Source organism: Streptacidiphilus sp. MAP12-33 (genome assembly GCF_041261265.1).
Taxonomy (GTDB): Bacteria; Actinomycetota; Actinomycetes; order Streptomycetales; family Streptomycetaceae; genus Streptacidiphilus.
Genome location: NZ_JBGCCA010000012.1, coordinates 145,304 through 171,692, shown reverse-complemented (window position 1 = coordinate 171,692; position 26,389 = coordinate 145,304). Strand labels below are relative to the sequence as shown.

Sequence of the window (26,389 nt, the reverse complement as noted above, 5' to 3'; positions counted from 1 at the left end):
ATATCACTCTGCGTAACCTCACACTCAGTTACGGCCACGCGACGAAGCGCCCTGTGTCGTATCGGGGTTTGCGCCGTCCCGGCCGTCACAGGCCAGGCAGAGCAGTGATCAACAGCACTTGTTTTGCACTTACGTCCGGGGAGACACATTGTCCAGCGACTACGCGAAACAGCTTGGCGGCAAGCTGCGCGCGATCCGCACCCAGCAGGGGCTCTCCCTGCACGGCGTCGAGGAGAAGTCCCAGGGCCGCTGGAAGGCCGTCGTCGTCGGCTCCTACGAGCGCGGCGACCGCGCGGTGACGGTCCAGCGCCTCGCCGAGCTCGCGGAGTTCTACGGCGTTCCGGTCCAGGAGCTGCTGCCCGGCAGCACCCCGGGCGGCGCGGCCGAGCCGCCGCCGCGCCTGGTGCTGGACCTGGAGCGCCTGGCCCAGGTCCCGTCCGAGAAGGCCGGTCCGCTGCAGCGCTACGCGGCGACCATCCAGAGCCAGCGCGGTGACTACAACGGCAAGGTGCTCTCGATCCGCCAGGACGACCTGCGCACCCTCGCCGTCATCTACGACCAGCCGGCCTCGCTGCTGGTTGACCAGCTGATCAGCTGGGGCGTCCTCGACCCGGACGCGCGCCGCGCGGTCCGCGAGGACGACGCGGTCTGATCCTGCGCCCTCACGGGCTCAGCAGAAACGTTGCGGCGGGTTCCCCTCGGGGAACCCGCCGTTCGCGTCCCGCCGGTTCAGACGACGGGGTACTTCGCCGCCAGATGCCCGTAGCCGCCCGCCGTCCACACGATCCGGCGGAACTCACCGAGCTGCACCGCCCCGGACGGCACGTCGGCCGCCGGACGGAAGTGGACGGTGCCGCAGCGCCCGCAGTACCAGCCGCGCGACCAGACCGCCTCCGCCGGTCGGCGGCCCCTGACCAGCCGCCGCCGGAACCCCCGGCTCAGCCGGACGGCCGTCACCAGCAGCGTCGCCCCTGACGCGAAGAGGACCACGGCAAGCCAGGCGAGCCCGCCGTAGCTGCCGTGCGGGAGGTAGTCCGGCGGGGGCGCCTCCACTGCGCCGCACCCGACCGAGCCACCGCACGGCGGCGGCACGAAGACCGGGTGACGCCAGTGCCCCGCTCCGATCGCGGCGATGTAGCAGCCGATCCCCGCCAGCAGCAGCGGCACCCCCAGACAGCCCCAGCCGAACTGCGCGGTGGGCGCGGGCGCGAGCGCCTTGGCCAGCGCGCTGGTGACCGTGCGCTGCTCGGTGTGCGCGGGCTGCTCGCCGTTGGCCGGCACCCGCACCGCCACCCTGTCGATCCCACCGCGGTAGACCGCGGGCACCCCTCGTACCTCGTCCACCTGCCCGCAGTTGGGGCAGGTGGGTACGCCCGCGTCGTAGACCTCGCTCATGGCCCCCCGTTCGACACCTCGCTCGCCGCACATCCTGGCGGCCCGTACGACGCATCACCAGAGGTTCGGGTTCACTTCTCCCTGGGCTCGCGCCCGCTTCCCGCCTCTGTCGGCCTCCGGCCGAACCCGGTGGACATGCCCGCAAGCAGCCCCAGCGGCGCCTTGCGGGAGAGCGCGACCAGCGCCTGGTAGCGCCGCGACGGCACGCAGATGGACCTGCCGCGGGCGAGGTCGCGCAGGGACTGGTCCACGACGTAGTCGGCATCCAGCCACATCCACTCCCCCACGCGCGACATGTCCATCTCGGCGCGCTGGTGGAACTCGGTGTGGGTGAAGCCGGGGCAGAGCGCCTGCAGGGTGACGCCGCTGCCCGCGAGGTCGCGGTTGACCCCGGCGGTGAACTGCACCACCCAGGACTTGCTCGCGCCGTAGGACCCGCGCGGCACGAACGCGGCCACGGACGCGACGTTGACGACGTAGCCCTTGCCGCGCTCGCGCATGCCGGGGACGGCGGCGCGGGTGAGCCGCAGCACGGCCTCGATGTGGACCTTCACCATCGTCAGCTCGTCCTCGACGGGCACGTCGAGGAAGCCCTTGCGGAAACCGAACCCGGCGTTGTTGACCAGCAGGTCGACCGGGCGCTCCGGGTCGGTCAGGCGCGCCTCCACGGCGGCGATGCCCGCGTCGGTGGCGAGGTCGGCCACGAGCACCTCGGCGGGAACGCCGTGCTCCTTGGCGAGTTCGTCGGCGAACGCCGCCAGCCGGGTCTCGTCGCGGGCGACGAGGACCAGCGCGTGGCCGTCCTTGGCGAGTCGGCGCGCGAAGGCCGCGCCGATGCCGGCGCTGGCGCCGGTGATGAGTGCAGTCCGCATGGCGCTCACGCTATCGGTGGAACCGTCAGGGAGCCGTGCCGGCCTCGGCGATGAGCGCGTCGAGGGCGGCCCGCAGGGCGGCGAGCTCGTCCGGGGCGGGCCGGGCCGGCTCGTGGGGCGCATGCGCGGCCGGATTCACCGCGACGGTGGTTCCCTCAGGCCCCGGCGCGGGGCCGGGCAGCAGGTCCTCCGCCACCCGGTTCGCCGCCCGGTGCGAGTAGGACCGCTGCCAGGCGCCGTCCCGCACCACCACGTACTGCGCTCGTGCTCCCATGACCGCCGAGGCTGACGGCCTCGGGCGGCGTGCGACGAGCCGGTTTCCGCCTTCGGGTCGCGCATCCTCGTGAATGCCGTCGGAGTCGGCCGGTCGGCCAGAGCGCTCTTGACCTGCTGTGCGATCTCCGTGGGTGTGCTCGCTCGTGTCGCATTCGATGCCGTGGACGGCGTGTCCATCGACGGCGAGGGCGGCTGACCGCCTGCGACAGCGCGTGGGCCTCAGGCGAGCAGACCGGCGAGCTTCTCCAGCGACTCGACCAGGGCCTTCGAGGTGGCCTCCTTGACGCGCGCGGCCAGCATGTTGACGGCGGCGCCCTTGAACTCGCTGTCCACGGTGACCTTGGTGCCGTCCCCGTCCGCGCTCAGGGTGTACTGCTGGCGCAGGGCGATGCCCATCGGGCCCTTGCCGTCCATGGACAGGGTGGTGGGCGCGCTGACCTCGCTGACGGTCCAGCTGACCTCCGCGGGCATGCCCATGAGCGTCATCTTCTCGCCGTAGACGGCGCCGACGGCGAGCTCGGCGGGGCCGCCGTTGGGGAAGGCGGTGTGGATGGTGTTCCACTCGCCGAAGCGTTCGAAGTCGGTGATGACCGCCCAGATCTTGTCCGCCGGGGCGGCGAGGGTGGCGCTGACGGATACCTCGGGCATGGCCGTTCCTCCTCGGGCACTGAGTTGACTCTCAGCGGAGGCTAGTCACGATCTGACGATCCATCAATAAGGTGCGCAGAGAAGATCTGACGTACTGTCAGATACGGACGGCGTCCGGCGCCAGCCACACCCGCAGCGGGCCGAGCCGGGCGAAGCCCGCGCGTTCGGCGGCGGCGAGGTCCTGGCCCTGCTCGTAGCCGACGAGGGTCAGCCCCGGGCAGAACACGGAGGCGGCCGCGACGCAGTCGTGCCAGGCACGGTCGGGATCGTCCGCGTCCTCGCCCGCGCCGAAGAGGTTGGACACGCCGACCACTCCCGCACCGAGGCTCAGGATGGCGCCGGCGCCGTAGTCGGGCGCGGCGAGCAGCAGGACGGAAGGGTCGTCCAACAAGGAGGAGCGGAAGAGAGCGTCCACTCCCCCGTCCCAGGCCTGCTCCCAGTGCCCCAGCTCCGTCAGGGTCCTGACCCGGCGCCAGTGTGTGCCGGAGGCGGCCGAGAGCGGCGCGCGGGCGATCCAGTTCGCGTCGAAGAGCGGCGTCCACCCGTGCGGGTGGAGATCGAGGACGGCGAAGCTGTCCTTGAGCGTCGCCCCGGCCGTCCGGGTGTCGACACGGGCGAGCAGGTCCGCCGCCCTGACGTGGGGCCCGAGCGTGACCGCGTCGGGGTAGTACGGGGGCGTGCGGGCCGGGCTGCTCCAGGCGTCGGCGCGGAACTCGCCGCGCAGTCCGTGGGCGCGGCACATCGCCTCGCACCAGTCGGCGTTGTTGCGCGCGGCGGCGCGCAGGAGCGCGGGTCGCAGAGTCTGATCCACCATTGAGTGGATCATGAACGACACGGCCGCGGAAGGCCAGCGAATAATCGCCTGCCCGCTCGGTCGCGCCGGGATAGTTTGGGCACGATGACGACTATCGGGACAATGCTGACGATCCCCATGCCCGACAACCCCGACAACCCCGCCGACGCCTTCGCCGCCTTCCCCGAGGGCGACGGCCCGCACCCCGGCGTGCTGCTGTACGCCGACGCCTTCGGTCTGCGGCCCGAACTGGAGCGCAAGGCACGCGAGCTGGCCGGCCACGGCTGCTACGTGCTGGTGCCCAACCTGTTCCACCGGCACGGCCCGGCACCCGTGCTCGACCTTCCGGCGTTCATCGGGGAGGACGTCCGGCCCGGGCTCATCGCCCGCGTGATGCCCCTGGTCGAGGCGCACACCTCCGAGCGCGTCCTGCTCGACGCCGAGGCCTACCTCGCCTTCCTCGCCTCGCGACAGGAGGTCGCGCCCGGACCGGTCGGCGTGGTCGGCTACTGCATCGGCGCGGCACTCGCGCTGCGCACCGGGGCCGCCCACCCCGGCCGGGTGGCCGCCGTCGCCGGGTTCCATCCCGGCTTCCTGGTGACCAAGGCCCCCGACAGCCCGCACCGCCTCGTCGCCGAGCTGACGGCGCGGGTCCATCTGGGCCTGTCCGAGCAGGACATGTCGCCGGCGTCGCTCACCGAGCTCGTGCGGGCGCTGGACGACGCGGGCGTGGACCACACGACCGAGATCTACCCCGGCACCGTCCACGGTTACACGATGTCCGACACCGAGGCGTTCGACGCCGCCGCGCTGCGTCGCCACTGGGACGATCTGCTCGCGCTCCTCGGCGACACGCTGCGCGGAGCCCGGGCCGACGCCGAGGGCGGCTCCTAGGCCGACGCCGAGGCGGCCCGCCCGGCGTCCGTGAGGGCCGAGAGGTCCGCGTCGGCGATCGCCGGGTGGGCGCGGAGGGTCGCGAGGACCGCCTCGGCGATCGGCAGGTGGGCGGCGGCGGTGCCGAGTGCGACGTCCTTCGCCGCGAGGGAGACCGCGAACTCGGCCGTCGTGGCCCGCGCCCGCGCGAGCAGCGGGGCCAGCGGCCCAGCGGCGAGGGCGCGTTCGGCGACGCCCTCGGGCAGGCCGAGCGCGTCCGCGAGGGCCAGGGCCTCCGCGACCAGCGCGACGCCGCCGACGACCGCGCCGATCAGCACCGTCTTCAGCGCGGCGCCTTCGCCGACGGGGCCGACCGCCTGCACCGTGCCGAGGCGGGCCAGCAGGTCGGCGACCGGCGCGACCTCGCCGCCCGCGAGGATGGCCAACTCCCCGCTCGCGGCGCAGTCGACGCTGCCCATGACGGGCGCGTCCACCAGCCGCACCCCCTGCGGCAGCCGCGCGGCCAGGGCGCGGACGGCCTCCGGACCCACGCTCGACATCTCGACCCAGACCGTTCCCGGGCGCAGCGCCGGGAGGACCGCCTCGGCCACCTCGGTCAGCGCGGCGGGGTCGGCCAGCATCGTGACGACGACGTCCGCCCCCGCGACGGCTTCCGCCGCCGTCGACGCCACCTTCGCCCCGGCCGCGCCGAGACCCTGCGCCCGCGAGGCGGTGCGGTTCCAGACGGTCAGCGGATGCCCGGCGTCGAGGAGGCGGCGGGCCATCGGCAGGCCCATCCGGCCGAGACCGAGCCAGGCGACGCGTGGGTTCTTGTCCATGTCCGGCTTGTTGACGGTTTCCATGGTCCCGACGCTAGATCCACTCGCGTCATGCCACCAGCGAATGTCTAGCATGGCTCCCATGCCGGACTCGCATGACTTTCCCACGGCCTGGCTCCGGGTCTTCGTCGAGGTCGCCCGGACGGGCTCGTTCACGGCGGCCGCCGCCGCACTCGACTACACGCAGTCGGCCGTCTCCCGGCAGATCGCCGCGCTGGAGGCCGAGTTCGGGACGCCTCTGTTCGACCGGCTGCCGCGCGGGGTCAGGCCGACCGAGTCCGGGCGACTCCTCCTGCGGCACGCCGAGGCGACGCTCGCGCAGCTCGACCGGGCCCGCGTCGAGCTCGCCGCACTGGGACGGCTGGAGTCGGGACGGCTGCGGGTCGGCTGCTTCGCGACGGCGGCCGCGTCGCTGGTGCCGCAGGTGCTGGGCGCGTTCCGGGCGGCCCATCCGGGCGTCGTGGTCACGCTCGAGTCGAGCCTGACGGCCGATCTGCTCCGGCGGCTCGCCGAGGACGTCCTGGACCTGGCCGTCGTCGCGGGCGACCCCGTCGCCACGCGCGCGGCCGCGGACGCGCGAGGGGTGCTGCTGGAGCCGCTGCTGGACGAGCGGATGCTGGTCGCACTGCCGCCGGGCCACCGGCTCGCGGGACGCCGGGACCTGCGCCTGGCCGAACTCGCCGACGAGAGCTGGATCGCGGGCAGCGAGCGACCGGGGGACACCCTGCTGGGCTCCGCGCTCGGCAGCGGCTTCCGGCCGCACGTCGGCTACGTGGTGGGCGACTGGATCGCCAAACAGGGCCTGGTCGCCGCGGGTTTCGGCATCACGCTGGTGCCGGCGCTGGCCGCCGCGGCGCTCCGCCCCGACCTGGCGCGCGCCACCGTGCACCCGGACGACGTGCCCGTGCGCACCGTGTGGGCGGCGACGCCGCGCGGGGTCACCCCGGGGGCGGCGGCCGCCGCCTTCCTCCCACTGCTGCGGGCCGGGGCCGAGGCGTTCCCCCGTGGGCCGGCTGGACCGGCTGTCAGTGGGCCAGCTTGAGACCGACGACGCCGCCGACGATCATCGCCAGGAACAGCGCGCGGAAGACGGTCACCGGCTCGCCCAGGGCGAACATGCCGTAGAGGGCGGTGCCGACGGTACCGACCGCGACCCAGACCGCGTAGCCGGTGCCCAGCGGCAGCGTGCGCAGCGCGTAGGAGAGGCCGCCCATGCTGAGCAGGACAGCGACGCCGAAGACCGCGGTGGGCAGCGGGCGGGAGAGGCCCTTGGACGCGTGGAGGGCGGACGCCCAGACGGTCTCGAGAACGCCGGAGAAGAGGAGCACGATCCAGGCCATGACGGCGAACCTTTCGCAGTAGGGGGCGGGGGCCCACGAGGGGTTCCGCTCTTGCTGCGCCGTCTTGTCGGACCGGGTACGACGCGCTCGTCCGGGAGGCCCGGCGTTCCGCCCGGCCTCGTCTTCGACGGTAGCACACCGCCAGACCGGGCACCCCGGCCCTGACCTGCGGCGTCGCACCGCGCAGCGCGCATCACGCACCCGGCGCGCACACGGCCTGCGACCGGCCCGCGACCGGCGAGGTTCCGGTGGGCTGTCGGTGGTGTCGCCTAGGGTGCTGCCATGTCGCTCCCGAGCCTCGACACCGCCGAACGCCGGGCACGGATCAACGCCCGCCTGCTGGTCCGCCGCGAGACGCCGCTCGCCGTCGCGGACGACCTGGTGGCGCTGCACGCCACGGACGCCGCCACCGTCTACCTCTCGCTGGCGGCCCGCCTGCGCGAGCCCGCCGTCGCGGCGGTGGAGCGGGCGCTGTACGACGAGGTCACCCTGGTACGGCTGCTGGCCATGCGGCGCACCCTGTTCGTCGTCCCGGTGGACCTCGCGCCCGTGGTCGACACCGCGGCCGCCCGCGCCATCGCCGCGAAGGAGCGCCAGAACCTGCTCACCTTCCTGCGGGAGGGCGGCGGCTGGGACGCCGCCTGGCTCGCCGCCGCCGAGCGGGAGACGCTGGCGGCGCTGCACCGGCTCGGCCCCGCCTCGGGGCAGGAGCTGGGCGCGGCCGTGCCCGCGTTGCAGGAGCGGGTGACGGTGGCGGCCGGCAAGCCGTACGAGGCCGTGCAGACCGTCGCGTCCCGGGTGCTGCGGGTGCTGGCGGCGGAGAACACCATCCGCCGGGACCGCCCGCGCGGCAGCTGGACCTCGAGCGCCTACCGCTGGACGCAGAGCACACCCTGGCCGGAGCTTCCGGTCGCGCAGGCGCGCGCGGAGCTCGTGCGCCGCTGGCTGGCGAGCTACGGTCCGGGCACCGAGGCCGACCTGAAGTGGTGGACGGGCTGGCCGCTCGGCGCGGTGCGCAAGGCGCTGGCCGAGGTCGGCGCGGAGCGCGTGACCCTGCCGGACGGCGACCCGGCCGGCGGCGACGGCTTCGTCCTGCCGGGCGACACGGCACCCACCGGGTCGGTCGCGCCGCGCGCCGCCCTCCTGCCGGCGCTGGACCCCACGGCCATGGGCTGGCGCGAGCGCTCCTGGTACACCGATCCCGCCCACGCGGACCGCCTCTTCGACCGCACCGGCAACATCGGCCCGACAGTCTGGTGGGACGGCCGCGTCGTCGGCGGCTGGGCCCAGGCGGCGGACGGTTCGGTGGTCTGGCGCCTGCTGGAGGACGTGGGCGCGGCGGCCGAGGCCGCCGTCGAGGCCGAGGCGGCGCTGCTCGTGCCGTTCCTCGGCGACGCGCGGGTCACCCCGCGCTTCCGCACCCCGCTGGAGCGCGAGTTGAGCGTCCCGGCCTGAACAGGGAGCGGGGCCCCGGCCGACGGCCGGGGCCCCGCAACTGTGGTGACTTGGCGTCAGGTCAGGTGCACCGACGCGTCGTCGACGAGGAAGGCGGTCTGGCCGGTGGTCGAGTGGGAGACCAGCTTCAGGCCGACCGTGGAGCCCAGCTCACTCGCGACGTACGGGGTGAGGTCGAAGCTCTGCAGCTGGTAGCCGTTGGTCGCGTCCTGGTTGGACCAGGTCTTGACCACGCCGATCTCGTTGCCGCTGTACTGGTCGTAGAGGACCAGCGACATCGTGTCGGCGGCGCTGCTGCTCGGCGCGGTGCCGGTGATGTTCAGGTAGAACGAGAACGACATGTGCTTGTAGCCCGGCGTCGTCTCGATCCACTGGGTGATCGAGTCGTCGGTGTCCTGGCCGAGCCAGGCGTAGCCGTTGCCGGTGCGGGCCTGGTGGGCGGTCGCCTGGGTGACGACGTTCCAGCCGCTCTCGTTCCACGCGGTGTGGTCGTAGCTGCCGTTCTCGAAGCCGGAGTCGATCAGCTGCTCGATCGGTGTGCAGCCTTGCTGCGGACCGTTGAAGAAGCCCATCCAGCTGGTCTGGGACTGACTGTTGCCCTTGGCGTCCGTGCCGGTGACGGTGACGGAGTTCCAGCCGGTGGCCGAGGTCTGGCCGGTGATGTGACCGGTGTTGGGGTCGATGGACACACCGGAGGGCAGGCCCGTCGCGCCGTAGGTGATCCTGCCGGCCGTGTCCGAGGCGAGCACCGCGTAGTCCATCGGCGTGTTCGTCGACAGGCTCTGGTCACAGGGCTTGGTGACCAGCAGCGGCTGGTTGGCGAAGAGCGGGTCGTTGCCCATGCAGTTGTGGTCGTAGTTGGACCACAGCGTCTGCACCGGGAAGACACCGGTCGACAGCGTCATGTTGAACAGGCCGCCCATGGTGCCGGCCGGGATCCAGCTGCACTTGTCGGCGATCTCCTGGCCGGTGGCGTCCGTCCAGGCGCCGATCGGGTTCTGGTCGGAGATGGTCTCGGCGTACTCGTGGCCGCCGATGATGCCGTAGCCGTCCAGGTGGCCGCGCTGGCCGGAGTTGATCCAGTTGGTGCCGCAGTACTTGTTGTCCGTCAGGTACGGCATCAGCGTGTACGCGACGGTCCCGTAGCTGCTGCGCGAGAAGGTGTGCCAGGCGCAGTAGCCGAGCTCCTGCCAGTGGTCGGGGTCGGCCCCGGGCACGGTGTTGATGACGTACTGGACGTTGCGGTTCTGGTTGGCCGTGGTGTTGCCGAAGTGCTGCGCGGCGGCGAGGGCCTCGGCCGCGATCTGCGGCTCGGTGGCGGCGTTCGGCGCGGCGGCGGAGTTGTCGTACCAGATGCCGGCCAGCGTCTTGCCCGCGACCGGGTAGCCGACGTGGTTGGCGCCGCTCGGACAGGAGACGCTGCCCGCCGCGATGTTCTCGCAGTACTGCGTCGGCACCTTGGACCAGGTGTCACCGCTGGAGCCAAGACCGTTGAAGAAGTCCTGCTGGTACGGGGACGCGCCCTCAGGGTCACCGCTGAACGTCGTGTGCCCACTGGCGTCGGTGCCCTGGGTACCCCACTGGCTGCCCCAGTAGACCAGATAGACCTGCGGCGGACCGGTGGTGACCCCGATCGAGTCCTGGCTGCCGCGGTAGGTCATGTTGAGGTCGTAGTTGTTGCGCGGCTGGATGCCGCCCGCCTTGCTGTGCTTGGCGGCCTCCGCGGCGAGCGCGGCCTGCTGCGCCTTCCGCGCGGTGTAGGTCTGCTGGTTCAGCATCACCTGGGGCTTCGTCTCGGTGCTCTGCACCCAGATGCCGTTGATCTTCACCCAGCCCTCGGATGCCGGGTGGGCGTCCGCGGGGCCCTTCGGCTTGGGCTTCGGCTTGGGCTTGGGCTTCGGCTTGGGGTGCGGCTTCGGCTTGGGCTTGTGGACCACGGTGATGGGGGTCGCGCTCGACGTGCTGTGCGGGGCGGCGGCCGCGGCGGTGCCGGCCATGCCGACGGCCGCGAGGCCGAAGGCCAGGGCGGCGACGAGACCACGCCTCATCGGCGACAGCCGACTGGCACGGGATGTGGACACAGGCGTCCTCTCCATGGGGGAAGGAAGGGAAGGAGCCATGGAGCGGGGCGCGATGCCCGGTTCGTCGCACCACCCTGGCTAGAGCAGTGCTATGACACATGTCACGTGATATTCACGTCAAGACCTTTGACAAGATCGATTGCCGTTGCGCATGCGACATGTGACATTTCATGCAGGAGTGCGGGATAGGGCCCGGATGCACCACAGGGGGTGTTTTGACTCCCGCTCAGCTGCCCTGCGCCGCATACGCGTCGTACAGCGGCTGCCACTCACCGGCCGGGTCCCAGGCCGGCCAGTCGACCGCGCTGCCCGCCAACGCCTGCGCCAGGTAGTCGAGATGGAGATGCCACCCGGCCAGCAGCAGGGCCGGCCGCTCGATCGGCGCGGGCAGCGCCGCACTGAACGCGAGCGCCGCCCCGCCACCCTCGTCCGCGAGCTCGAACCGCACCCGGCCGTGCGGCTCCAGGTCCCACTGCAACAGCGTCGGCGGGTCGTAGGCGCTGACCGTTCCGGTCGCGACGACAGTCCGGCCCTCGGGGTCGGTGTTCAGCCACCGCAGCACCACTCCGCCGCCCTCGGCCGGGTCCAGGCGGTCCGCGGCCGCGAGCCAGCGCCGCAGCAGCGCGGGCCGGGACAGGTACGGCCAGACCTCGGCGACGGCGTACGGCAGCTGCCGGTAGAACACCACCGCCTGATGGGCGGCGTCCACGGAGACGACCCGCCCGTCCGGGCGCGGCCGGGGCTGCGACGGCGACTGCGCTGCGTTGGTCACCCTCCGATCATCACCCGCGCCCGGCGCCGCCGCCTCTGCTGCGCCTGGCTACGCCGCCTCCGCGACGACCACGCTGAACGGCCCGGCGAGCACCCGGTGGCCGGAGAAGCGCCAGCCCGTCGCCGCCAGCCACGCACGGCCCTCGTCGACGCTGTACACGTCCCCGTTGCGCAGGTGCACCGCGAACTCGCCGGCCATCAGGGCCGCCATCAGCGGCTGCGTGTGTGTCGGATCGGTCCAGAAGTCGGCCAGCAGCAACAGCGCGCCGGGCTCGACCGCCCCGCGGACACGGCCCAGCAGGGCCTGGTTCTCCTCCGGCGAGAAGTAGTGCACCAGGTTGGCCAGCAGCGCGGCGTCGTGGCCGGTGGGGAGCGGCTCCGTCCGGGCGTCGACGCCGACCACCGCGACCCGGTCGGCGAATCCCCCGGCGGCGATGTGCTCGCGCGCGATCGTGGCCACCGTCGGCAGCTCGGCCACGGTCGCGGACAACTGCGGCTGCGCGCCGACCAGGGTCATCGACCAGAATCCGGTACCACCGCCGATGTCGAGCAGCCGCGACCGCCCGGCCAGCTCGTCGCCCTGCGCGAGGCCGAGGGCCGCTCCGGCGGTGATCGCCTGGATGCCGGCGGAGGCGATCCGCTGGCTGTCCTCGTCCACCTCGGTGAGCTGCGTGTCCGGCCCCTTCCGCAGGGCGCCGGCGAGGCCTTCCCAGGCCGGGAAGCTGATCCGGTCCCAGAAGCGCAGGAACGGCCGCAGGTCCGCCGGGGTCACCCCGGCCAGGTAGAACTGCGCGGCCGGGGAGTTGCGGTAGGCGTCCCCCTCCCGTTCCAGCAGCCCGAGCGCGACCATCGCGTCCGCGCTGATCCGCGCGGCGCGCGGGGTCAGACCGGTGCGGCCGGCGAGCGTGGCCAGATCGGCGGGGCCGTCGGCGAGAGCGCTGAACAGACCGAGCTCGTTGGCGGCGAAGAGGTGTTTCGCCGCCATGAAACCGCAGGCGGTACGGACGATGGGTTCCGGATCGGGGACAGCACCGGCGGCCATGGGAACCTCCCGGGACGGCGGACGGATGTCCCCTCCAGTTCAACGCGCCCGGCCGGGCGCAGCCACCCAGGGCGTCAGACCAGGGCCGAGAGCTCCCCCCGGGAGGCGACGCCGAGCTTCGGGTAGGCCTTGTACAGGTGGTACCCCACCGTCCGCGAGCTCAGGAAGAGCTGCGCGGCGATGTCCCGGTTGGACAGGCCCTGGGCGGCGAGGCGGACGATCTGGTTCTCCTGCGGCGTCAGCCCCGACAGCGGGCCCGCCGCACGCGGCTCGACGGGGGCCGCACCGGAGGCGTCGAGCTCGGCGCGGGCGCGGGCCGCCCACGGCGCCGCGTCGAGGGCGTCGAAGGCACGCGCCGCGGCCCGCAGCGGAGCCCGCGCCTCGGACTTGCGCCGGGCCCGGCGCAACCACTCGCCGAACAGCAGCGCCGTCCGGGCCTCGTCCCAGGGGTGGCCGGAGCCCGCGTGCAGGGCCAGCGCGTCGCGGTACAGCGGCTCGGCGAACTCGTCCGGCGCGAGCAGCGCGCGGCAACGCAGCAGCAGCGCCCTGGCCCCGTCCCGCTCGGCGCGCGCCGCCCAGCGTTCGAACGCGGCCAGCGGCTCGGCCAGCTCCTCCCCGCGACGCAGCCGCACGGCGGCCTCCAGGGCGTCGGGGAAGGCCCGCGCGGCGGGGATGTGGCCGAGGTCGGGACCGCGTACCAGCGCGTCCAGGGCGGCGAAGGCCTCCTCCGCGCGGCCGAGACCGAGATCCAGCAGCCCCGGCGCCCACTGCCGCCACGGCGCACCGGAGAGCGCGGCCGCGCCACCGTGGGTCCCGGCGTCGGCGGCGCGCAGGGCGGCGTGGCAGGCCTCCTCGTCGCCGCGCTGCGCGGCCAGGTGGGCGAGCAGGCTGTGGACGGGAGCGGCCCACTGCGACTGCCGCACGTCCCCGGCCAGCGCGAGGGCCTCCTCGGCGTGGGCCCGCGCCTGCGCGGCGCGGCCCTGGAACAGCTCCGCCTCGGCGAGGGTGACCAGCAGCGGCGGCAGGACGGCCAGCACCCCGCCCGCACGGGCCTCGGCGACGACCTCTCCGGTCACCACCAGGGCCTCCTCGTCGCGCCCCAGCCCCAGCGCCGCGGCGCAGGCGTGCCCCAGGTCGACGGGGACGACGGCTCCGCCGGCCCGCGCGTCGCCCAGCACCCGGGCCAGCGGCGCGGCCTCGGCGTCACCTGTGGAGGCGGCGAGGAGGTAGGCCACGACCGGGGCCAGACCGTCCTCGGGCTTCAGCTCGAGAGCGGCGAGACGGCGCAGGGTCTCCCGGACGGCGGCCTCGTCCACGGTGCGGGCGATCTCCAGGGCGTGCAGCAGGACCCTGGCGGTCGGGCCGGGGTGGGCGTCGGCGACCAGATCGGCCGTGTCCAGCATCAGGCGGTGCGCCGGCTCGGGGGCGCCGCGCCAGAACTGGGCGAAGCCCTCGATGAACATCACGTGCGCGAGCATCACCGGGTCGGTGGGCCTGCGGGCGAGCGCGCGCCGGGCGAGGGACTCGGCGCGGTCGACCTCGCCCGCCTCGGCGGCGGCCTCCGCCGCCAGGACCAGGCGGCGGGTGACGTCCTCCGGGGCGGGGCTGAGCAGCGCGGCGCGCTCGTAGGCGGAGGCCGCGCCCGTGTGGCCGCCGCGGGCGGCGGCCGTCTCGGCGACGCGCTCCACGGTGGCGGCGACGGCCTCGTCGGGTCCCGGCGCGGCCTGCACGAGATGCCAGGCGCGGCGCACGGCCGCGTCACCGCCGGGAACGTCCCGCTCGGCGAGCGCCTCGGCGAGCGCGGCGTGCGCGGCGAGACGCTGCGCGAGCGGCGCGCGGCTCAGCACGGCGGAGCGCAGCAGCGGATGCCGGAAGCCGAGCCTGCCCGTGGGCCCACCGGCGACGACCAGCCCGGCCTCCTCGGCGGGCGCCAGATCGGCGGCGAGGGCGCCGAGCCGCCCGGCGGCGTCGAGCACGACCGGCAACTCCCCGCTCTCCTCGGCGGCGGCGACCAGCAGCAGCGTCTGCGTCGCGGCGGGCAGCCGGCTGAGCTGCCCGTGGTACGCGAGCTGCAACCGCCCCACCAGCGGCAGCGCCGCCTCCCCGCGCGGGGCGGCGGGCACGGACGGGCTCCCGACGCTGCCCGCCCGCCCCGCGTCGCCCAAAGCGGCCGCATCGCCTCCGAGGCCCGCCTCGGCACTGTCCGCACGCGCGGGCCCCGCGTCGCCGAAGGCGGTGCCATCGCCGTCGAGGCCCACGCCTGCCGGCGCGGCGATGCCGACGCCCAGGTCCAGTGCGCCACCGAGCGTGGTCCCCAACGTCGGCAGTTCGCGCAGCGCCAGCGGGTTGCCCTGGGCCAGGGTGAGCAGTTGACGCAGCGTCGGCTCGCTGGCCGTGGGCGCCGAGTGTGTCAGGAGGGCGCGCGACGAGGGTTCGTCAAGGCCGGTGAGGCGCAGTTCCGGGAGGCCGGCGGCGGGCGTGGGGCCCTCACCCTCGCGGGCGGTGAGGACGACGACGACGCCCTCCGCGCGCAGTCGGCGCGCGGCCAGCAGGAGGGCGTCCGCCGAAGCCGTGTCGCACCACTGCACGTCGTCGACCAGGCACAGCACCGGACCGGCCTCGGCCAGCTCCGCGAGGAGCCCGAGCACGCCGAGGCCCACCAGCAGGCGGGCGCCGGACGCGCCGGACGTGTCCGGTTCCGCGAGGCCGAAGGCGCGTTCCAGCGCCGCCCGTTGCGGCGCGGGCAGCGCGGGGAGGCCGTCGAGCGCGGGCGCGAGCAGCAACTGAAGCGCAGCGAACGGCAGATCCGACTCGGCCTCGACCCCGGCGGTGCGCAGCACCGTCCACCCGGCGGCGCCGGTGCAGGCGCCCGCCGCGTGGTCGAGCAGGGCGGTCTTGCCGATCCCGGGTTCGCCGCGCAGCACCAGCACCCCGCTGCGCCGCTCCGCCCGTGCGGCGGCCAGCAGTTCGTCGATGGCGGCCTGTTCGGCCCCCCGTCCGTACAGCATGCCCAGCACCCTACCCGCGCCGAAAGTACCTAAGCACGACTGATTCGGCGTCGCGCGCCCGTCCGTACCGTTTTGACCTGCAAGAACACAGAGAAACAAGAACCTTGGGAGTCCGTCATGGAGATCACCGCCACCACCCTGCAGGACCTCGCCGACCGCTACCTCGCCGCCTGGAACGAGACCGACCCGGCCGCCCGCCGCCGCCTGGTCGAGGCCAGCTGGGCCGAGGACGGCCGGTACACCGACCCGCTGGTCGTCGCGGAGGGCCGCGACGCCGTGGACGCCACCCTCGGCGCGGTCCAGGCGCAGTTCCCCGGCCTGGTGTTCCGGATGGGCGGACCGGTCGACGCACACCACGACATCGCCCGGTTCACCTGGGAGCTCGGCCCGGCCGGCGGCGAGGCGCTGGTGGTGGGGTTCGACGTCCTGGTCGCCGACGCCGAGGGCCGGATCGCCCAGGTCCACGGCTTCCTCGACAAGGTCCCGGCCGTCTGAGGACCGCACCTCCCCCGCAGACCCCGCGCGGGGCTGCTCCCACAGCCCCGCGCGGCCCCCTCCTCACCACAGCTCGAGAGAAAGCGGAGCAGTCGATGTCCAGCACCCGTGTCCCGGCCGTCCGGGACGAGCGGCCCGCCGAGGCCGACGCGCCCGGCACGACCGCCGCCCCGCGCGGCCTGCTCCCGGTCGTCCTGACGGCCACGTTCATGTACGCGCTCGACTTCTTCATCGTCAACGTGGCCATCCCGTCCATGCAGCGGGGGCTCGGCGCCGGCGCCGGGGCGATCCAGTGGATCATGGTCGGCTACTCGCTGGCGCTGGCCGCCGGGCTGATCACCGCGGGCCGCCTCGGCGACATCCACGGGCGGCGCCGGATGTTCGCCCTGGGGCTCGGCCTGTTCACCGCCGCGTCGGCGGCGTGCGGCCTCGCGCCGCAGACGGACCTGCTGGTCGCCGCCCGGGTGGCCCAGGGCCTGGCCGCCGCGCTGATGGCGCCCCAGGTACTCGCCATCATCCGCACCGCCTACCAGGGCGCGGCGCAGGCACGGGCCATCGCCCTCTACGCCGTGACCATGGGCCTCGGCGCGGTCTGCGGCCAGCTGATCGGCGGGCTTCTGATCAAGGCCGACCTGTTCGGCAGCGGCTGGCGCGCCTGCTTCCTGATCAACCTTCCGGTGGGCCTGGCAGCGCTGGCGCTGGTGCGCCGCAGCCTCCCCGAGTCACGCGCGGCACGGCGTCCGCGCCTGGACAACACCGGTACCGTGCTGGTCTCCACCTCGCTGGTCGCGCTGCTGCTGCCGCTGGTCCAGGGCCGGAGTGCCGGATGGCCACTGTGGACCTGGCTGAGCCTGGCCGCGTCGGTGGTGCTGCTGCTCGTCTTCGTCGCCCACCAGTGCCGTTCGGCGGCGCGCGGTGGGTCCCCGCTGGTGCCGCCGCAGCTCTTCCGCGGCCCCGGGTTCGCCGTCAGCGCGGTGGCGCAGGTCCTGTTCGCCTCCGGGCAGGCCTCGTTCTTCCTGGTCCTGGCCCTCTACCTGCAGTTCGGCCGTGGCCTGGACGCCCTCGGCTCTGGTCTGGTCTTCACCGTCCTCGCCGTCGGCTACTTCGCCTCCTCGCGCCGCTCGCACCTGGTCGCCGCCCGGCTCGGCCGCCACGCGGTGACGCTGGGCGCCCTGGGCATGGCCGCCGGTCTGGCGCTGCTGTGGGCCGGCGCGGGCCTGGCCGGTGACGCGGGCGGCACCGAGCGGGTGCTGTGGCTGCTGCCCGGCCTGGTCGTCGACGGCGTCGGTATGGGCCTGGTCCTCGGCCCGCTGACGGGCGACGCGCTCTCCCGCGTGCCCGCCGAGCTCGTGGGCGCCGCCTCCGGCGTGGTCACCGCGCTGCAGCAGGTGGGTGGCGCGATCGGGGTTGCCCTCCTCGGCCTGGTCTTCTACGGCTCCCTCGGGGGCGGCTACGCCAACGCCTTCCGGGAGGGCGTGCTGGTCCTGGCCGTCACCGAGCTGGCGCTGGCGGGGCTGATGCAGCTCCGGCCGCGCGAGCGCTGACCCCCACGCCCCGCAGGGCCTCCCGCCGGAACGCCGGCGGGAGGCCCTGCGGCGTGCCGGTGGTTCACCGTTCCACGGCCAGGCGGATCCCCAGGCCGATCAGGCTGCCACCCCGGCGGGACGCACCCGTCGTTTCACCTCGTGGACGGGCGGGGCACCGCGAGAGCGGTCCGTGCCACGTCGGCGACGATCTCGGCGACCGCCGACAGCGCGGGCGAGTCGAGGCGCCACTGCTGCCAGAAGAGCGGGACCTCGACCGTACGGCCGGGCAGGAGCTCGACCAGCCGGCCGTCGGCCAGCCCCGCCCGCGCCTGACCCTCCGGAACCAGGCCCCAGCCCAGGCCCGCGGTCACCGCGTCCGCGAAGCCCTCGCTCGACGGCACGTAGTGGCGCAGCGGGCCGGCCGGTCGACCGTGCGTCAGTTCGCGGGCGAAGGCGTCCTGCAGGTCGTCGCGGCGGTCGAAGCAGACGACCGGCGCCCGCGGGATCCACGCGGCGGGATCGCCGTCGAGCCAGCGCGCGGCGAACGCCGGTGCGGCGGAGGGGAGATAGCGCATGGCGCCGAGCGGGCGGACGGAGCAGCCGGCGACCGGGTCGGGCGAGGAGGTGACCGCCGCCATGACCTCGCCCTCGCGCAGCAGCGCGGTCGTGTGGGCCTCGTCCTCGCGGCGCAGGTCGAGGTAGATCCGGGCGTCGCGCGCGAGCACGGCGAGCGCGGGGACGAACCAGGTCGCAAGGGAGTCCGCGTTGACGGCGATCGCCAGCCACGTCGGCGCGTCGGCGTGCGCCGCCTGGTCCATCCCGAGCGCGCTGCGGGCGTCGTCCTCCAGACGCGCGAGCTGGCGCGCGTAGCGGACGACGACCTGTCCGGACTCGGTCGCCCGGACCGGCCGGGTCCGGGTCAGCAGCACGCGTCCGGTGCGCTGCTCCAGCGCCTTGACGCGCTGGCTGACGGCGGAGGGCGTGACATGCAGGACGGTCGCGGCGGCGTCGAAGGTGCCCTCGTCGACGACGGCCAGCAGGGTCCGGACCAGGTCGTGCGGCAGCTCGTTCTTCACAACCGCTAATGCTACGTAAAAATCTTTAGCTGGCCTTCGCCACAGTCCGCTCCCTACCGTGGTGACCATGGGAAACGCACTGACGGCCGCGGTGGCCGGCTTCGGGACGGGCCTGTCGCTGATCGTCGCCATCGGAGCGCAGAACGCGTTCGTGCTGCGGCAGGGCATCCGGCGCGAGGCGGTGCTGCCGGTCGTGGCGATCTGCGCGGTGTCCGACGCGGTGCTGATCGCCTGCGGCGTGGGCGGTCTCGGGGTGCTGGTGACGGCGTGGCCGTCGGCCCTGGTCGCGATCCGCGCGGTGGGCGCGGCGTTCCTGCTCTGCTACGCGCTGCTCGCGGCGCGGCGGGCCTTGCGGCCCTCCCGGCTGGAGGCGGGCGGCCCCGCCGTCCACTCCGGCCGCCGTGCGGTCCTCACCTGCCTCGCCATGACGTGGCTCAACCCCCACGTCTACCTCGACACCGTTCTCCTGCTGGGCGCGGTCGCCGCCGGCCACGGCGCCCTCCGCTGGCAGTTCGCCGCCGGCGCGGCGGCCGCCAGCCTCTGCTGGTTCACCACCCTCGGCTTCGGCGCCCGCCTCCTGGCCCCCTTCTTCCGCCGCCCCTCCTCCTGGCGCGCCCTCGACGCCCTCGTCGCGACCACGATGCTGGCCACCGGCCTGAGCCTGGCCGCGGGGGCGTGATCCGCCGGTAGGCTGCCGGCCATGCCCCGACGCAGCCGAACCGCCCGCCGCCTGGTCGTGGGCGAGGCGACGTACCTGTGGCGGGTGGGCCACGCGCACCGGTACGTCGCGGACGGTGCGACCGCGCTGGAGCGGTTCCTGGACTGCCGGGAGATCCTGACGATCCGCCGCCTCGGCGGCGAGGCTCAGCTGCGCGTCGTGTTCGGGCAGGGGGAAGGGCGGCTGGTCCCCGACGGGTGGCTGCACTCGGGCGCCGTGGGGACGGGCGACGCGTGGCTCAACCTGCACGAGCCCGGCGTGGTGCGGGCGCTGCTGGACGAGGCGGCCGGGCGTGGCCGGGCGTTCGAGGGCCACGGCGTCGCGGATGTGGACGGGTGGCCGCTCTTCGACGCCGTGGTGGCCGGCCGCAGGGGGTAGCGCGGGTCAGTCGCCCTGGGCCCACAGGCGGCGGACGTGGCCGAGGTGTTCGGCGATGAGCTCCTCCACCGACTCCAGGTCGCGGGCGATCATCGCATCGAGCAGGCGCTCGTGCTCCTCCGCCGACTCCACCAGGCGACCCGCCGAGACCAGGGCGTTGAGCCCGTAGAGGCGGGAACGGCTGCGCAGTTCGCGGACGGTGTCCACGAGGTGGCGGTTGCCGTGCAGGGCCAGCAGGCCGAGGTGGAACTGGCGGTCGGACTCGATGTAGGCGACCAGGTCGCCCTTGCGCGCGGCCTTGACGATGGCGCGGGCGTGGACGCGCAGGGGTTCCAACTGCTCCGGGGTGGCCGTCTCCGCGACGCGGACGGTGGCCGGGATCTCGATGAGCTCGCGGATCTCGGTGAAGTCGTCCAGGTCCTGCTCGGTGAGCCCGATCACGCGGAAGCCCTTGTTGCGGACGACCTCGACCAGGCCCTCCTTCGCGAGGTCGAGCATCGCCTCGCGGACCGGCGTCGCCGAGACGCCGAACTCGCCCGCGAGCACCGGCGCCGAGTAGACGATGCCCGGCCGCAGCTCACCCGCGACCAGCGCGGCCCGCAGGGCGTGCGTGACCTGCTCACGAAGGCTGCGTCGCTCCTGGACCGAGGGCAGGTTGAGTGCGCCGCCGGGGTTCTCGATGGACTCCGTGTTCACCTCGGGACCTCTCACCTCATGGTTGTGTGCAACATCATCCTGCACCATCACCCGTCACAGCCGAAGCCTCGTGCGCGGAATGATCACTGCAATGTCACACCTCATACATGACACTTGACGCCCGCCCATTCTTGCCCGACAGTTTTGCCCACCGCGCAGAACAACGTGACATTGCACAGTTGACCAAGCAGGGATGGCCGAGGCGATGACGACGACGGCAGCTCCACCGACACCCGTGCAGGAGAAGGCTCCTGAGCACCGCTCACCCGCCCGCCTCGCCTGGCGCCGTTTCCGCCGCGACCGGACGGGCGTCGTCTCCGGGCTCGTGGTCGCGCTCTTCTTCGTGGCAGGCCTCGGCGCTCCGCTCATCGCGAAGCTGTACGGCAAGGACCCGTACACCACCTACGGGCAGAACCGGACCGACCTGCTGGACGACTTCGGCTACCCGACGGGCCGGTTCGGCGGCATGAGCAGTCAGTTCTGGCTCGGCGTCGAGCCGGAGCTCGGACGGGACGTGTTCACCCAGCTGCTGTACGGCATCCGCACCTCGCTGCTGATCGCCCTGGCCATCGTGCTGCTGATCACCGTCGTCGGGACCGTCGTCGGGCTGGTGGCCGGCTACTTCGGCGGCTGGGTCGACTACGCGCTCAGCCGGGTGATCGACGTCGTGCTCTGCTTCCCCTCCACGCTCTTCTTCATCGCGTTCATCCCCATCGTCACCACCCGCTTCGTCGCGCCGAACCAGGAGACGCCGACGTGGCTGCGCGCCACGCTGCTGATCGTCCTGCTCTCCCTCTTCGGCTGGCCGAGCACCGCGCGGCTGCTGCGCGGACAGGTGCTGTCACTGCGGGACCGTGAGTTCGTGCAGGCCGCACGGGTGATGGGGGTGCACCCGCTGCGGGTGCTGCTGCGCGAGCTGCTGCCGAACCTGTGGACCCCGATCCTCATCTCCGCCTCGCTCGGCGTCCCGGCCTACGTCACCACCGAGGCCGCGCTGTCCTACCTGGGCGCGGGAATGATCGAGCCCACCCCCGACTGGGGCCGGATGATCCACCGCGGCGCCGAGGTCTACAACGCCGACTTCACCTACATGCTCTTCCCCGGCCTGGCCATGTTGATCTTCGTACTGGCCTTCAACCTGCTCGGCGACTCGGTCCGCGACGCGCTGGACCCCAAGTCGAACCGCTGACGCCGCCCAGCTCCTGCAACCGCACCGCACCGTTCACCACCACCCAAGGGACGAAACCGTGCTCTCCAAGAGATCCGCCCGCGTGCTCGCGACGCTGTTCGTCGCCGGTTCGCTGACCGTCACCGCCGCCGGCTGCAGCAGCAACAGCGGCAGTGCCAAGAACGCCGGCGCCGGCTCCGGTCCGGGCTTCGGCCAGCAGCAGGAGGCGGTCAGCATCGGCACCGCCGCCCAGTCCACGGGCGCCGACCCGGCGATCCCCGGCGCCAAGTCCGGCGGCACGGTCACCGAGCTTCAGCGCGCCGACTTCAGCCACCTCGACCCGGCCCGCGTCTACAGCTCCGGCAACCAGATGGCGGACCTGCTGCTGACCCGCCAGCTCACCTCCTACCAGTGGGTCAACGGCAAGAACACCCTTGTCGGCGACCTGGCCACCGACACCGGCCGCTCCAGCGACGGCGCCAAGACGTGGACCTACACCCTCAAGGACGGCCTGAAGTACGAGGACGGCTCGCCGATCACCGCGCAGGACGTCAAGTACGGCATCGAGCGCACCTTCCAGGCCGAGCTCAGCGGCGGCCCGCAGTACCTGCAGACGTGGCTGACCGGGACGAGCGACTTCGCCAAGGTCTACCCCGGTCCGTGGGGCGGCAAGGACCTGCCCGCCATCGAGACGCCCGACGCGAAGACCATCGTCTTCCACCTCAAGTCCCCGCACGCGGACTTCCCCTTCGCGGCCGCCATGCAGTCCTACTCCCCCGTGCCGAAGGCCAAGGACACCCACGCCGCCTTCGACCAGCGCCCCTTCTCCTCCGGCCCGTACAAGGTGCTGAGCCACGACGCCGGCAAGTCCCTGGTGCTGGTGCGCAACACCTACTGGGACCCGAACACCGACCCCACCCGCCACGCCTACCCGGACAAGTGGAACTTCGAGTTCGGCGGCCAGAACCTCGACATCGACCAGCGCCTGATCGCCGCCAAGGGCGAGGACGCCGACGCGATGACCTTCCGCACCCAGGTCACCCCGGACCTCGCCGAGCAGGTGATGAGCGACCCCTCGCTCAAGTCCCGCACGGTCAACTCGGTGAACCCGTTCACCGAGTACTTCTCGATCAACAACAAGCGGGTCACGGACGTGAAGGAGCGTCAGGCCCTGCTGATGGCCTTCCCGAAGGAGCAGGTCCGCAAGATCTTCGGCGGTCCGCTCTACGGCGACTTCTCCACCACGTTCCTCTCCCCGCAGGTCAACGGCTACCACAAGTTCGACCTGTTCGGCGCGCCCAACACCGGCGACCCGGCCGCCGCCAAGAAGCTGCTGGCGTCCAGCGGCAACCCGCACCCCACGATCGTCTACGCCTACGCCAACACCGACCAGTGGCAGCAGGCCGCCGTCGTCATCTCCAACGCGCTGACGGCCGCCGGCTTCACCGTGGTCAAGCACCCCATCTCGGACCAGAACTACTACGACGAGATGGGCGCGGTGGACAACCAGTTCGACCTGTACTGGGCCGGCTGGGGCCCGGACTGGCCGAGCCCGACCTCCGTCATCGCCCCGATCTTCGACGGCCGCGGCATCGCCCCCGCGGGCCCGAACACGATGCTCTTCAACGACCCGGCCGTGAACTCCGAGATCGACCGGATCAGCGCCGAGCCGAACCTGGACCAGCAGAACACCGACTGGTCCAAGCTCGAGGAGAAGATCATGACCGAGGTCCCGGCGATCCCGTTCGTCTACAGCCGCCTGGTCGTCATGTACGGCCCGGGCCTGGGCGGTGTCCACCTCGGCATGATCGGGACCGTCTACCCGCTGGACGTCTACGTCAAGTAGCGCCCCCGCCGAGCCCGTTGTCCCTTCCGATGTCCAGCTGTGGAGCCGTGCCGTGCTGCGCTTCCTGATCCGCCGTCTGCTGGGCGCGGCACTGATCCTCCTGGTGATCAGCGCCGCGACCTTCCTGCTGTTCTTCGCCGTCACCCCCGACCCGGCCCTGCTCTCCTGCGGCAAGGCCTGCACACCGGAGACACTGACGGCGATCCGGCACAACCTCGGGGTCGACAGCCCCGTGCCCGTGCAGTACTGGCACTTCCTGGCCGGCCTCGTGGCCGGCCGGGACTTCGGCAGCGGGCAGCACTGCCCGGCTCCGTGCCTGGGCTACTCCTTCGTCAACCAGCAGCCCGTGCTGCAGACCCTGCTGAACCGGCTGCCGGCCACGCTCTCGGTGGCCTTCGGCGCGGGCGCGCTGGTGCTGACGATGGGCGTGGGCCTCGGCCTGATCGCGGCGCTGCGCCGCGGCAAGCCGATCGACAAGGCCTCGATGGGCATCGCGCTGGTCGGGGCCTCGTTCCAGATCTACTTCTTCGGCATCATCGCCCGCTACCTGCTGGTGGACCAGCTGGGCTGGCTGCCGCGGCCCGACTACACCTCGCCCACCAGCAATCCGCTCCAGTGGGCCGGCGGGATGATCCTGCCCTGGGTCACCCTCGCCGTGGTCAACGCCGCCACCTACGCCCGGTTCACACGCTCCACGATGCTGGAGTCGCTCAGCGAGGAGTACGTGCGGGCGGTGCGCGCCAAGGGGCTCAGCACCAAGGCCGTCTACCTCAAGCACGCCTTCCGCGGCGCGATGACACCGGTGCTCACCATGTTCGGCATCGACATGGGGATGTTCCTCGGCGGCGCGCTGATCACCGAGACCACGTTCAACATCCCCGGCATCGGCCGGCTGGCGGTGGACTCCGTGGCCGCCCAGGACCTGCCGATGATGATGGGCACGGTCCTGGTCGCCTCCACCGCGATGGTGCTGGCCAGCATCGCCGTGGACGCCTGCTACGCCCTCATCGACCCCCGGGTGCGCGCGTCTTGACGGGGACCGGCTTGAAAAGGAACAGCATGACCGACACCTTTCTGTCCGTCTCCGATCTCGGCGTCCGGTTCCGGACCGAGGACGGCCCGGTGCAGGCCGTCGACGGCCTTTCGTTCACGCTGCGGCGCGGCCGCACCCTCGCCATCGTCGGCGAGTCCGGCTCCGGCAAGTCGGTGACCAGCCTCGCCGTCCTCGGCCTGCACGACCCGGCGCGCACCACGCTCACCGGCAGCGTCACCCTGGACGGCCAGGAGCTGCTCGGCGCCGGCGAGGCCACCCTGCGGGGCCTGCGCGGCAGCCGGATGGCGATGGTCTTCCAGGACGCGCTCACCGCCCTGTCGCCCTACTACACCGTCGGCGAGCAGATCGCCGAGAGCTTCCGCCGGCACACCGGCGCGAACCGGCGCGAGGCCAAGGCCCGCGCCGTCGAACTCCTCGGCCGCGTCGGGATCCCCTCCCCGGCCCGGCGCGCCGAGGACTACCCGCACCAGTTCTCCGGCGGCATGCGCCAGCGCGCGATGATCGCCTGCGCGCTGGTCTGCGACCCGGAACTGCTGATCGCGGACGAGCCGACCACCGCCCTGGACGTCACCGTCCAGGCCCAGATCCTGGACCTGCTCGGCGACCTGCAACGGGAGTTCGGCACCGCGATCATCCTGATCACGCACGACCTCGGCGTGGTCGCCGGGAACGCGCACGACGCGCTGGTGATGTACGCCGGGCGCTGTGTCGAACAGGGCAGCGTGGAAGAGGTACTGACCGCACCCCAGCACCCGTACACGTCCGGTCTGATGTCCTCCGTCCCGCGTCTCACCGGCGACGTCGACGTGCCGCTCACGCCCGTACGCGGCAACCCGCCGTCGCTGCTGGGCGGCCTGCCGCCGGGCTGCGCGTTCCGTCCCCGCTGCGACCACGCGCGGGACCGGTGCGGCGAGGACCTCCCGCAGCTGACGGGCGCCGGTGGCCGACACGCCGCCTGCCACTTCCCGCTCGTCGCGCACGAGAACACCCCCGAGGACACCGTCGGCCCCACCGATCAGCTGGAGAGCACCCGATGACCACGCCGACGACCGACGCGCGTCCGCTGCTGGAGGCCGTCGGCCTGACCAAGGACTTCCCCGTACGGGGCGGCGGCAACGGCCGTCGGCGCGCGCTGCTGCGCGCGGTGGACGGGGTGGACCTGACCGTACGGGCGGGCGAGAGCCTCGGCGTGGTCGGCGAGTCCGGCTGCGGCAAATCCACCATGGGCCGGCTGCTCACCCGGCTGCTGGAGCCCAGCGCGGGCCAACTGCGGTTCGCCGGGCAGGACATCACGCACGCCTCGCGGCGGCGGCTGGCCCCCATCCGCTCGCGCATCCAGATGGTCTTCCAGGACCCCTACGCCTCGCTCAACCCACGCCAGACCGTCGGCTCCATCATCTCCACCCCGCTGGAGGTCCACGGCATCACCCCGCCGGGCGGCCGCACGGCCCGTGTCGAGGAGCTGCTGGAGACGGTCGGCCTCAACCCCGAGCACGCCAACCGGTTCCCGCACGAGTTCTCCGGCGGGCAGCGCCAGCGCATCGGCATCGCGCGTGCGCTGGCCCTGGAACCGGACGTCATCGTCGCGGACGAACCCGTCTCGGCGCTGGACGTCTCGATCCAGGCGCAGGTCGTCAACCTGATGCAGCGGCTGCAACGGGAACGCGGCATCGCCTTCGTCTTCATCGCGCACGACCTGGCGGTGGTGCGGCACTTCTCCCAGCGGGTCATGGTCATGTACCTCGGCGCGGTGGTGGAGTCCGGCACCCGCGAACAGCTGTACGGCGCTCCGCGCCACCCGTACACCCGCGCCCTGCTGTCCGCCGTCCCGGAACCCGACCCCCGCCTGGCGGCTGCCGCGGCGGCGGAACGCATCCCGCTGACGGGCGACGTCCCGAGCCCGCTGGACCCACCCTCGGGCTGCAGGTTCCGCACGCGGTGCCCCAAGGCGGCAGCGATCTGCGCCGAGCAGCGGCCCTCCCTCACCGACTCCGGCGACGGCCACCTGACCGCCTGCCACTTTCCCGGTGACGGGTAGG

At 73.3% G+C, this 26,389-nt stretch carries 26 protein-coding genes and 1 riboswitch; of the genes, 13 read left to right on the top strand and 13 right to left on the bottom strand.

Features of this window, described 5'->3' with window-relative positions:
- The first annotated feature begins 148 nt into the window (after nucleotides 1-148).
- Complete coding sequence (locus ABH931_RS14835; protein ID WP_037606436.1) at nucleotides 149-652, top strand: transcriptional regulator; 504 nt, start codon at nucleotides 149-151, stop codon at nucleotides 650-652.
- A gap of 77 nt (nucleotides 653-729) precedes the next feature.
- On the opposite strand, the gene ABH931_RS14830 is transcribed toward ABH931_RS14835, so the two are convergent.
- From ABH931_RS14830 to ABH931_RS14810, 5 genes are all read right to left on the bottom strand, one after another.
- Nucleotides 730-1,395 carry a hypothetical protein gene (locus ABH931_RS14830; protein WP_370113221.1) on the bottom strand — a complete coding sequence of 222 codons (666 nt, stop codon included), beginning with the start codon at nucleotides 1,393-1,395 and terminating at the stop codon, nucleotides 730-732.
- A 71-nt stretch (nucleotides 1,396-1,466) separates the two neighbouring features.
- Nucleotides 1,467-2,267 carry an SDR family NAD(P)-dependent oxidoreductase gene (locus tag ABH931_RS14825; RefSeq protein WP_370113219.1) on the bottom strand — a complete coding sequence of 267 codons (801 nt, stop codon included), beginning with the start codon at nucleotides 2,265-2,267 and terminating at the stop codon, nucleotides 1,467-1,469.
- Between the two features lie 25 nt (nucleotides 2,268-2,292).
- Nucleotides 2,293-2,541, bottom strand: coding sequence for a hypothetical protein (locus ABH931_RS14820; protein ID WP_370113217.1), 249 nt, complete (start codon nucleotides 2,539-2,541; stop codon nucleotides 2,293-2,295).
- A gap of 221 nt (nucleotides 2,542-2,762) precedes the next feature.
- Nucleotides 2,763-3,191 (bottom strand): SRPBCC family protein, encoded by a 429-nt coding sequence (locus ABH931_RS14815; RefSeq protein WP_370113215.1) that lies wholly within the window; start codon nucleotides 3,189-3,191, stop codon nucleotides 2,763-2,765.
- 97 nt (nucleotides 3,192-3,288) lie between these two features.
- Nucleotides 3,289-4,005, bottom strand: a complete 717-nt coding sequence (locus tag ABH931_RS14810; RefSeq protein WP_370113214.1) for a hypothetical protein — start codon at nucleotides 4,003-4,005, stop codon at nucleotides 3,289-3,291.
- A 102-nt stretch (nucleotides 4,006-4,107) separates the two neighbouring features.
- On the opposite strand from ABH931_RS14810, the gene ABH931_RS14805 reads away from it, so the two are divergent.
- Nucleotides 4,108-4,878: a dienelactone hydrolase family protein gene (locus ABH931_RS14805; RefSeq protein WP_370113212.1), complete on the top strand. Its 771-nt coding sequence runs from the start codon at nucleotides 4,108-4,110 to the stop codon at nucleotides 4,876-4,878.
- Here the strand turns inward: ABH931_RS14805 and ABH931_RS14800 are convergent.
- On the bottom strand, nucleotides 4,875-5,720 hold the full coding sequence (locus ABH931_RS14800; RefSeq protein ID WP_370113210.1) for an NAD(P)-dependent oxidoreductase: 846 nt from the start codon (nucleotides 5,718-5,720) through the stop codon (nucleotides 4,875-4,877). The genes ABH931_RS14805 and ABH931_RS14800 overlap by 4 nt on opposite strands.
- A gap of 58 nt (nucleotides 5,721-5,778) precedes the next feature.
- On the opposite strand from ABH931_RS14800, the gene ABH931_RS14795 reads away from it, so the two are divergent.
- Nucleotides 5,779-6,738: a LysR family transcriptional regulator gene (locus ABH931_RS14795; protein WP_370113208.1), complete on the top strand. Its 960-nt coding sequence runs from the start codon at nucleotides 5,779-5,781 to the stop codon at nucleotides 6,736-6,738.
- Here ABH931_RS14795 and ABH931_RS14790 read toward each other — a convergent pair.
- A complete protein-coding gene (locus ABH931_RS14790; protein ID WP_370113206.1) occupies nucleotides 6,722-7,036 on the bottom strand; it encodes a multidrug efflux SMR transporter in 315 nt (104 codons plus the stop codon). The genes ABH931_RS14795 and ABH931_RS14790 overlap by 17 nt on opposite strands.
- A 53-nt stretch (nucleotides 7,037-7,089) precedes the next feature.
- A riboswitch (guanidine-III (ykkC-III) riboswitch) is annotated at nucleotides 7,090-7,146 on the bottom strand.
- A 172-nt stretch (nucleotides 7,147-7,318) separates the two neighbouring features.
- Between ABH931_RS14790 and ABH931_RS14785 the strand changes: the two genes are divergently transcribed.
- Nucleotides 7,319-8,491: a winged helix DNA-binding domain-containing protein gene (locus ABH931_RS14785; RefSeq protein WP_370113204.1), complete on the top strand. Its 1,173-nt coding sequence runs from the start codon at nucleotides 7,319-7,321 to the stop codon at nucleotides 8,489-8,491.
- Between the two features lie 56 nt (nucleotides 8,492-8,547).
- On the opposite strand, the gene ABH931_RS14780 is transcribed toward ABH931_RS14785, so the two are convergent.
- The 4 genes from ABH931_RS14780 to ABH931_RS14765 all read right to left on the bottom strand — a co-directional run bounded on the left by ABH931_RS14780 (nucleotide 8,548) and on the right by ABH931_RS14765 (nucleotide 15,393).
- Nucleotides 8,548-10,539: an Ig domain-containing protein gene (locus ABH931_RS14780; RefSeq protein ID WP_370113202.1), complete on the bottom strand. Its 1,992-nt coding sequence runs from the start codon at nucleotides 10,537-10,539 to the stop codon at nucleotides 8,548-8,550.
- Nucleotides 10,540-10,798: 259 nt separating this feature from the next.
- Nucleotides 10,799-11,344 carry an SRPBCC domain-containing protein gene (locus ABH931_RS14775; protein ID WP_370113200.1) on the bottom strand — a complete coding sequence of 182 codons (546 nt, stop codon included), beginning with the start codon at nucleotides 11,342-11,344 and terminating at the stop codon, nucleotides 10,799-10,801.
- 48 nt (nucleotides 11,345-11,392) lie between these two features.
- The gene (locus ABH931_RS14770) at nucleotides 11,393-12,385 is read right to left on the bottom strand and encodes a methyltransferase (RefSeq protein ID WP_370113197.1); all 993 of its coding nucleotides are present in this window, start codon (nucleotides 12,383-12,385) and stop codon (nucleotides 11,393-11,395) included.
- A gap of 74 nt (nucleotides 12,386-12,459) precedes the next feature.
- A complete protein-coding gene (locus ABH931_RS14765; protein ID WP_370113195.1) occupies nucleotides 12,460-15,393 on the bottom strand; it encodes an AAA family ATPase in 2,934 nt (977 codons plus the stop codon).
- Nucleotides 15,394-15,510: 117 nt separating this feature from the next.
- Here ABH931_RS14765 and ABH931_RS14760 point away from each other — a divergent pair, with 117 nt between their 5' ends.
- Together ABH931_RS14760 and ABH931_RS14755 are read left to right on the top strand one after the other, a co-directional pair.
- Nucleotides 15,511-15,888 carry a nuclear transport factor 2 family protein gene (locus tag ABH931_RS14760; RefSeq protein WP_370113193.1) on the top strand — a complete coding sequence of 126 codons (378 nt, stop codon included), beginning with the start codon at nucleotides 15,511-15,513 and terminating at the stop codon, nucleotides 15,886-15,888.
- A gap of 95 nt (nucleotides 15,889-15,983) precedes the next feature.
- On the top strand, nucleotides 15,984-17,432 hold the full coding sequence (locus ABH931_RS14755) for an MFS transporter (RefSeq protein WP_370113191.1): 1,449 nt from the start codon (nucleotides 15,984-15,986) through the stop codon (nucleotides 17,430-17,432).
- Between the two features lie 134 nt (nucleotides 17,433-17,566).
- Here the strand turns inward: ABH931_RS14755 and ABH931_RS14750 are convergent, their stop codons facing one another.
- Nucleotides 17,567-18,490: a LysR family transcriptional regulator ArgP gene (locus ABH931_RS14750; RefSeq protein WP_370113189.1), complete on the bottom strand. Its 924-nt coding sequence runs from the start codon at nucleotides 18,488-18,490 to the stop codon at nucleotides 17,567-17,569.
- Between the two features lie 67 nt (nucleotides 18,491-18,557).
- Here ABH931_RS14750 and ABH931_RS14745 point away from each other — a divergent pair, with 67 nt between their 5' ends.
- A complete protein-coding gene (locus ABH931_RS14745) occupies nucleotides 18,558-19,169 on the top strand; it encodes a LysE/ArgO family amino acid transporter (RefSeq protein WP_370113187.1) in 612 nt (203 codons plus the stop codon).
- Nucleotides 19,170-19,190: 21 nt separating this feature from the next.
- Nucleotides 19,191-19,586 (top strand): hypothetical protein, encoded by a 396-nt coding sequence (locus ABH931_RS14740; RefSeq protein ID WP_370113185.1) that lies wholly within the window; start codon nucleotides 19,191-19,193, stop codon nucleotides 19,584-19,586.
- Between the two features lie 6 nt (nucleotides 19,587-19,592).
- On the opposite strand, the gene ABH931_RS14735 is transcribed toward ABH931_RS14740, so the two are convergent.
- On the bottom strand, nucleotides 19,593-20,282 hold the full coding sequence (locus ABH931_RS14735; RefSeq protein WP_370113183.1) for a GntR family transcriptional regulator: 690 nt from the start codon (nucleotides 20,280-20,282) through the stop codon (nucleotides 19,593-19,595).
- A 205-nt stretch (nucleotides 20,283-20,487) separates the two neighbouring features.
- Here ABH931_RS14735 and ABH931_RS14730 point away from each other — a divergent pair, with 205 nt between their 5' ends.
- The 5 genes from ABH931_RS14730 to ABH931_RS14710 are packed head-to-tail and all read left to right on the top strand — an operon-like array spanning nucleotide 20,488 to nucleotide 26,388.
- Nucleotides 20,488-21,471 carry an ABC transporter permease gene (locus ABH931_RS14730; protein WP_370113181.1) on the top strand — a complete coding sequence of 328 codons (984 nt, stop codon included), beginning with the start codon at nucleotides 20,488-20,490 and terminating at the stop codon, nucleotides 21,469-21,471.
- 58 nt (nucleotides 21,472-21,529) lie between these two features.
- Nucleotides 21,530-23,296, top strand: a complete 1,767-nt coding sequence (locus tag ABH931_RS14725) for an ABC transporter substrate-binding protein (protein ID WP_370113180.1) — start codon at nucleotides 21,530-21,532, stop codon at nucleotides 23,294-23,296.
- 52 nt (nucleotides 23,297-23,348) lie between these two features.
- Nucleotides 23,349-24,329, top strand: a complete 981-nt coding sequence (locus ABH931_RS14720) for an ABC transporter permease (RefSeq protein WP_370113178.1) — start codon at nucleotides 23,349-23,351, stop codon at nucleotides 24,327-24,329.
- Between the two features lie 26 nt (nucleotides 24,330-24,355).
- Complete coding sequence (locus ABH931_RS14715) at nucleotides 24,356-25,387, top strand: ABC transporter ATP-binding protein (protein WP_370113176.1); 1,032 nt, start codon at nucleotides 24,356-24,358, stop codon at nucleotides 25,385-25,387.
- A complete protein-coding gene (locus ABH931_RS14710) occupies nucleotides 25,384-26,388 on the top strand; it encodes an ABC transporter ATP-binding protein (protein ID WP_370113174.1) in 1,005 nt (334 codons plus the stop codon). Before ABH931_RS14715 ends, ABH931_RS14710 begins: the two co-directional genes overlap by 4 nt.
- Nucleotide 26,389 lies beyond the last annotated feature (1 nt).

Bases quoted from the DNA above. Each gene is read 5' to 3' on its own strand.
- ABH931_RS14830 (WP_370113221.1), bottom strand. From the start codon at position 1,395: ATGAGCGAGGTCTACGACGCGGGCGTACCCACCTGCCCCAACTGCGGG.
- ABH931_RS14825 (WP_370113219.1), bottom strand. From the start codon at position 2,267: ATGCGGACTGCACTCATCACCGGCGCCAGCGCCGGCATCGGCGCGGCC.
- ABH931_RS14820 (WP_370113217.1), bottom strand. From the start codon at position 2,541: ATGGGAGCACGAGCGCAGTACGTGGTGGTGCGGGACGGCGCCTGGCAG.
- ABH931_RS14815 (WP_370113215.1), bottom strand. From the start codon at position 3,191: ATGCCCGAGGTATCCGTCAGCGCCACCCTCGCCGCCCCGGCGGACAAG.
- ABH931_RS14810 (WP_370113214.1), bottom strand. From the start codon at position 4,005: ATGGTGGATCAGACTCTGCGACCCGCGCTCCTGCGCGCCGCCGCGCGC.
- ABH931_RS14805 (WP_370113212.1), top strand. From the start codon at position 4,108: ATGCTGACGATCCCCATGCCCGACAACCCCGACAACCCCGCCGACGCC.
- ABH931_RS14800 (WP_370113210.1), bottom strand. From the start codon at position 5,720: ATGGAAACCGTCAACAAGCCGGACATGGACAAGAACCCACGCGTCGCC.
- ABH931_RS14795 (WP_370113208.1), top strand. From the start codon at position 5,779: ATGCCGGACTCGCATGACTTTCCCACGGCCTGGCTCCGGGTCTTCGTC.
- ABH931_RS14790 (WP_370113206.1), bottom strand. From the start codon at position 7,036: ATGGCCTGGATCGTGCTCCTCTTCTCCGGCGTTCTCGAGACCGTCTGG.
- ABH931_RS14785 (WP_370113204.1), top strand. From the start codon at position 7,319: ATGTCGCTCCCGAGCCTCGACACCGCCGAACGCCGGGCACGGATCAAC.
- ABH931_RS14780 (WP_370113202.1), bottom strand. From the start codon at position 10,539: ATGAGGCGTGGTCTCGTCGCCGCCCTGGCCTTCGGCCTCGCGGCCGTC.
- ABH931_RS14770 (WP_370113197.1), bottom strand. From the start codon at position 12,385: ATGGCCGCCGGTGCTGTCCCCGATCCGGAACCCATCGTCCGTACCGCC.
- ABH931_RS14765 (WP_370113195.1), bottom strand. From the start codon at position 15,393: ATGCTGTACGGACGGGGGGCCGAACAGGCCGCCATCGACGAACTGCTG.
- ABH931_RS14760 (WP_370113193.1), top strand. From the start codon at position 15,511: ATGGAGATCACCGCCACCACCCTGCAGGACCTCGCCGACCGCTACCTC.
- ABH931_RS14755 (WP_370113191.1), top strand. From the start codon at position 15,984: ATGTCCAGCACCCGTGTCCCGGCCGTCCGGGACGAGCGGCCCGCCGAG.
- ABH931_RS14745 (WP_370113187.1), top strand. From the start codon at position 18,558: ATGGGAAACGCACTGACGGCCGCGGTGGCCGGCTTCGGGACGGGCCTG.
- ABH931_RS14740 (WP_370113185.1), top strand. From the start codon at position 19,191: ATGCCCCGACGCAGCCGAACCGCCCGCCGCCTGGTCGTGGGCGAGGCG.
- ABH931_RS14730 (WP_370113181.1), top strand. From the start codon at position 20,488: ATGACGACGACGGCAGCTCCACCGACACCCGTGCAGGAGAAGGCTCCT.
- ABH931_RS14715 (WP_370113176.1), top strand. From the start codon at position 24,356: ATGACCGACACCTTTCTGTCCGTCTCCGATCTCGGCGTCCGGTTCCGG.
- ABH931_RS14710 (WP_370113174.1), top strand. From the start codon at position 25,384: ATGACCACGCCGACGACCGACGCGCGTCCGCTGCTGGAGGCCGTCGGC.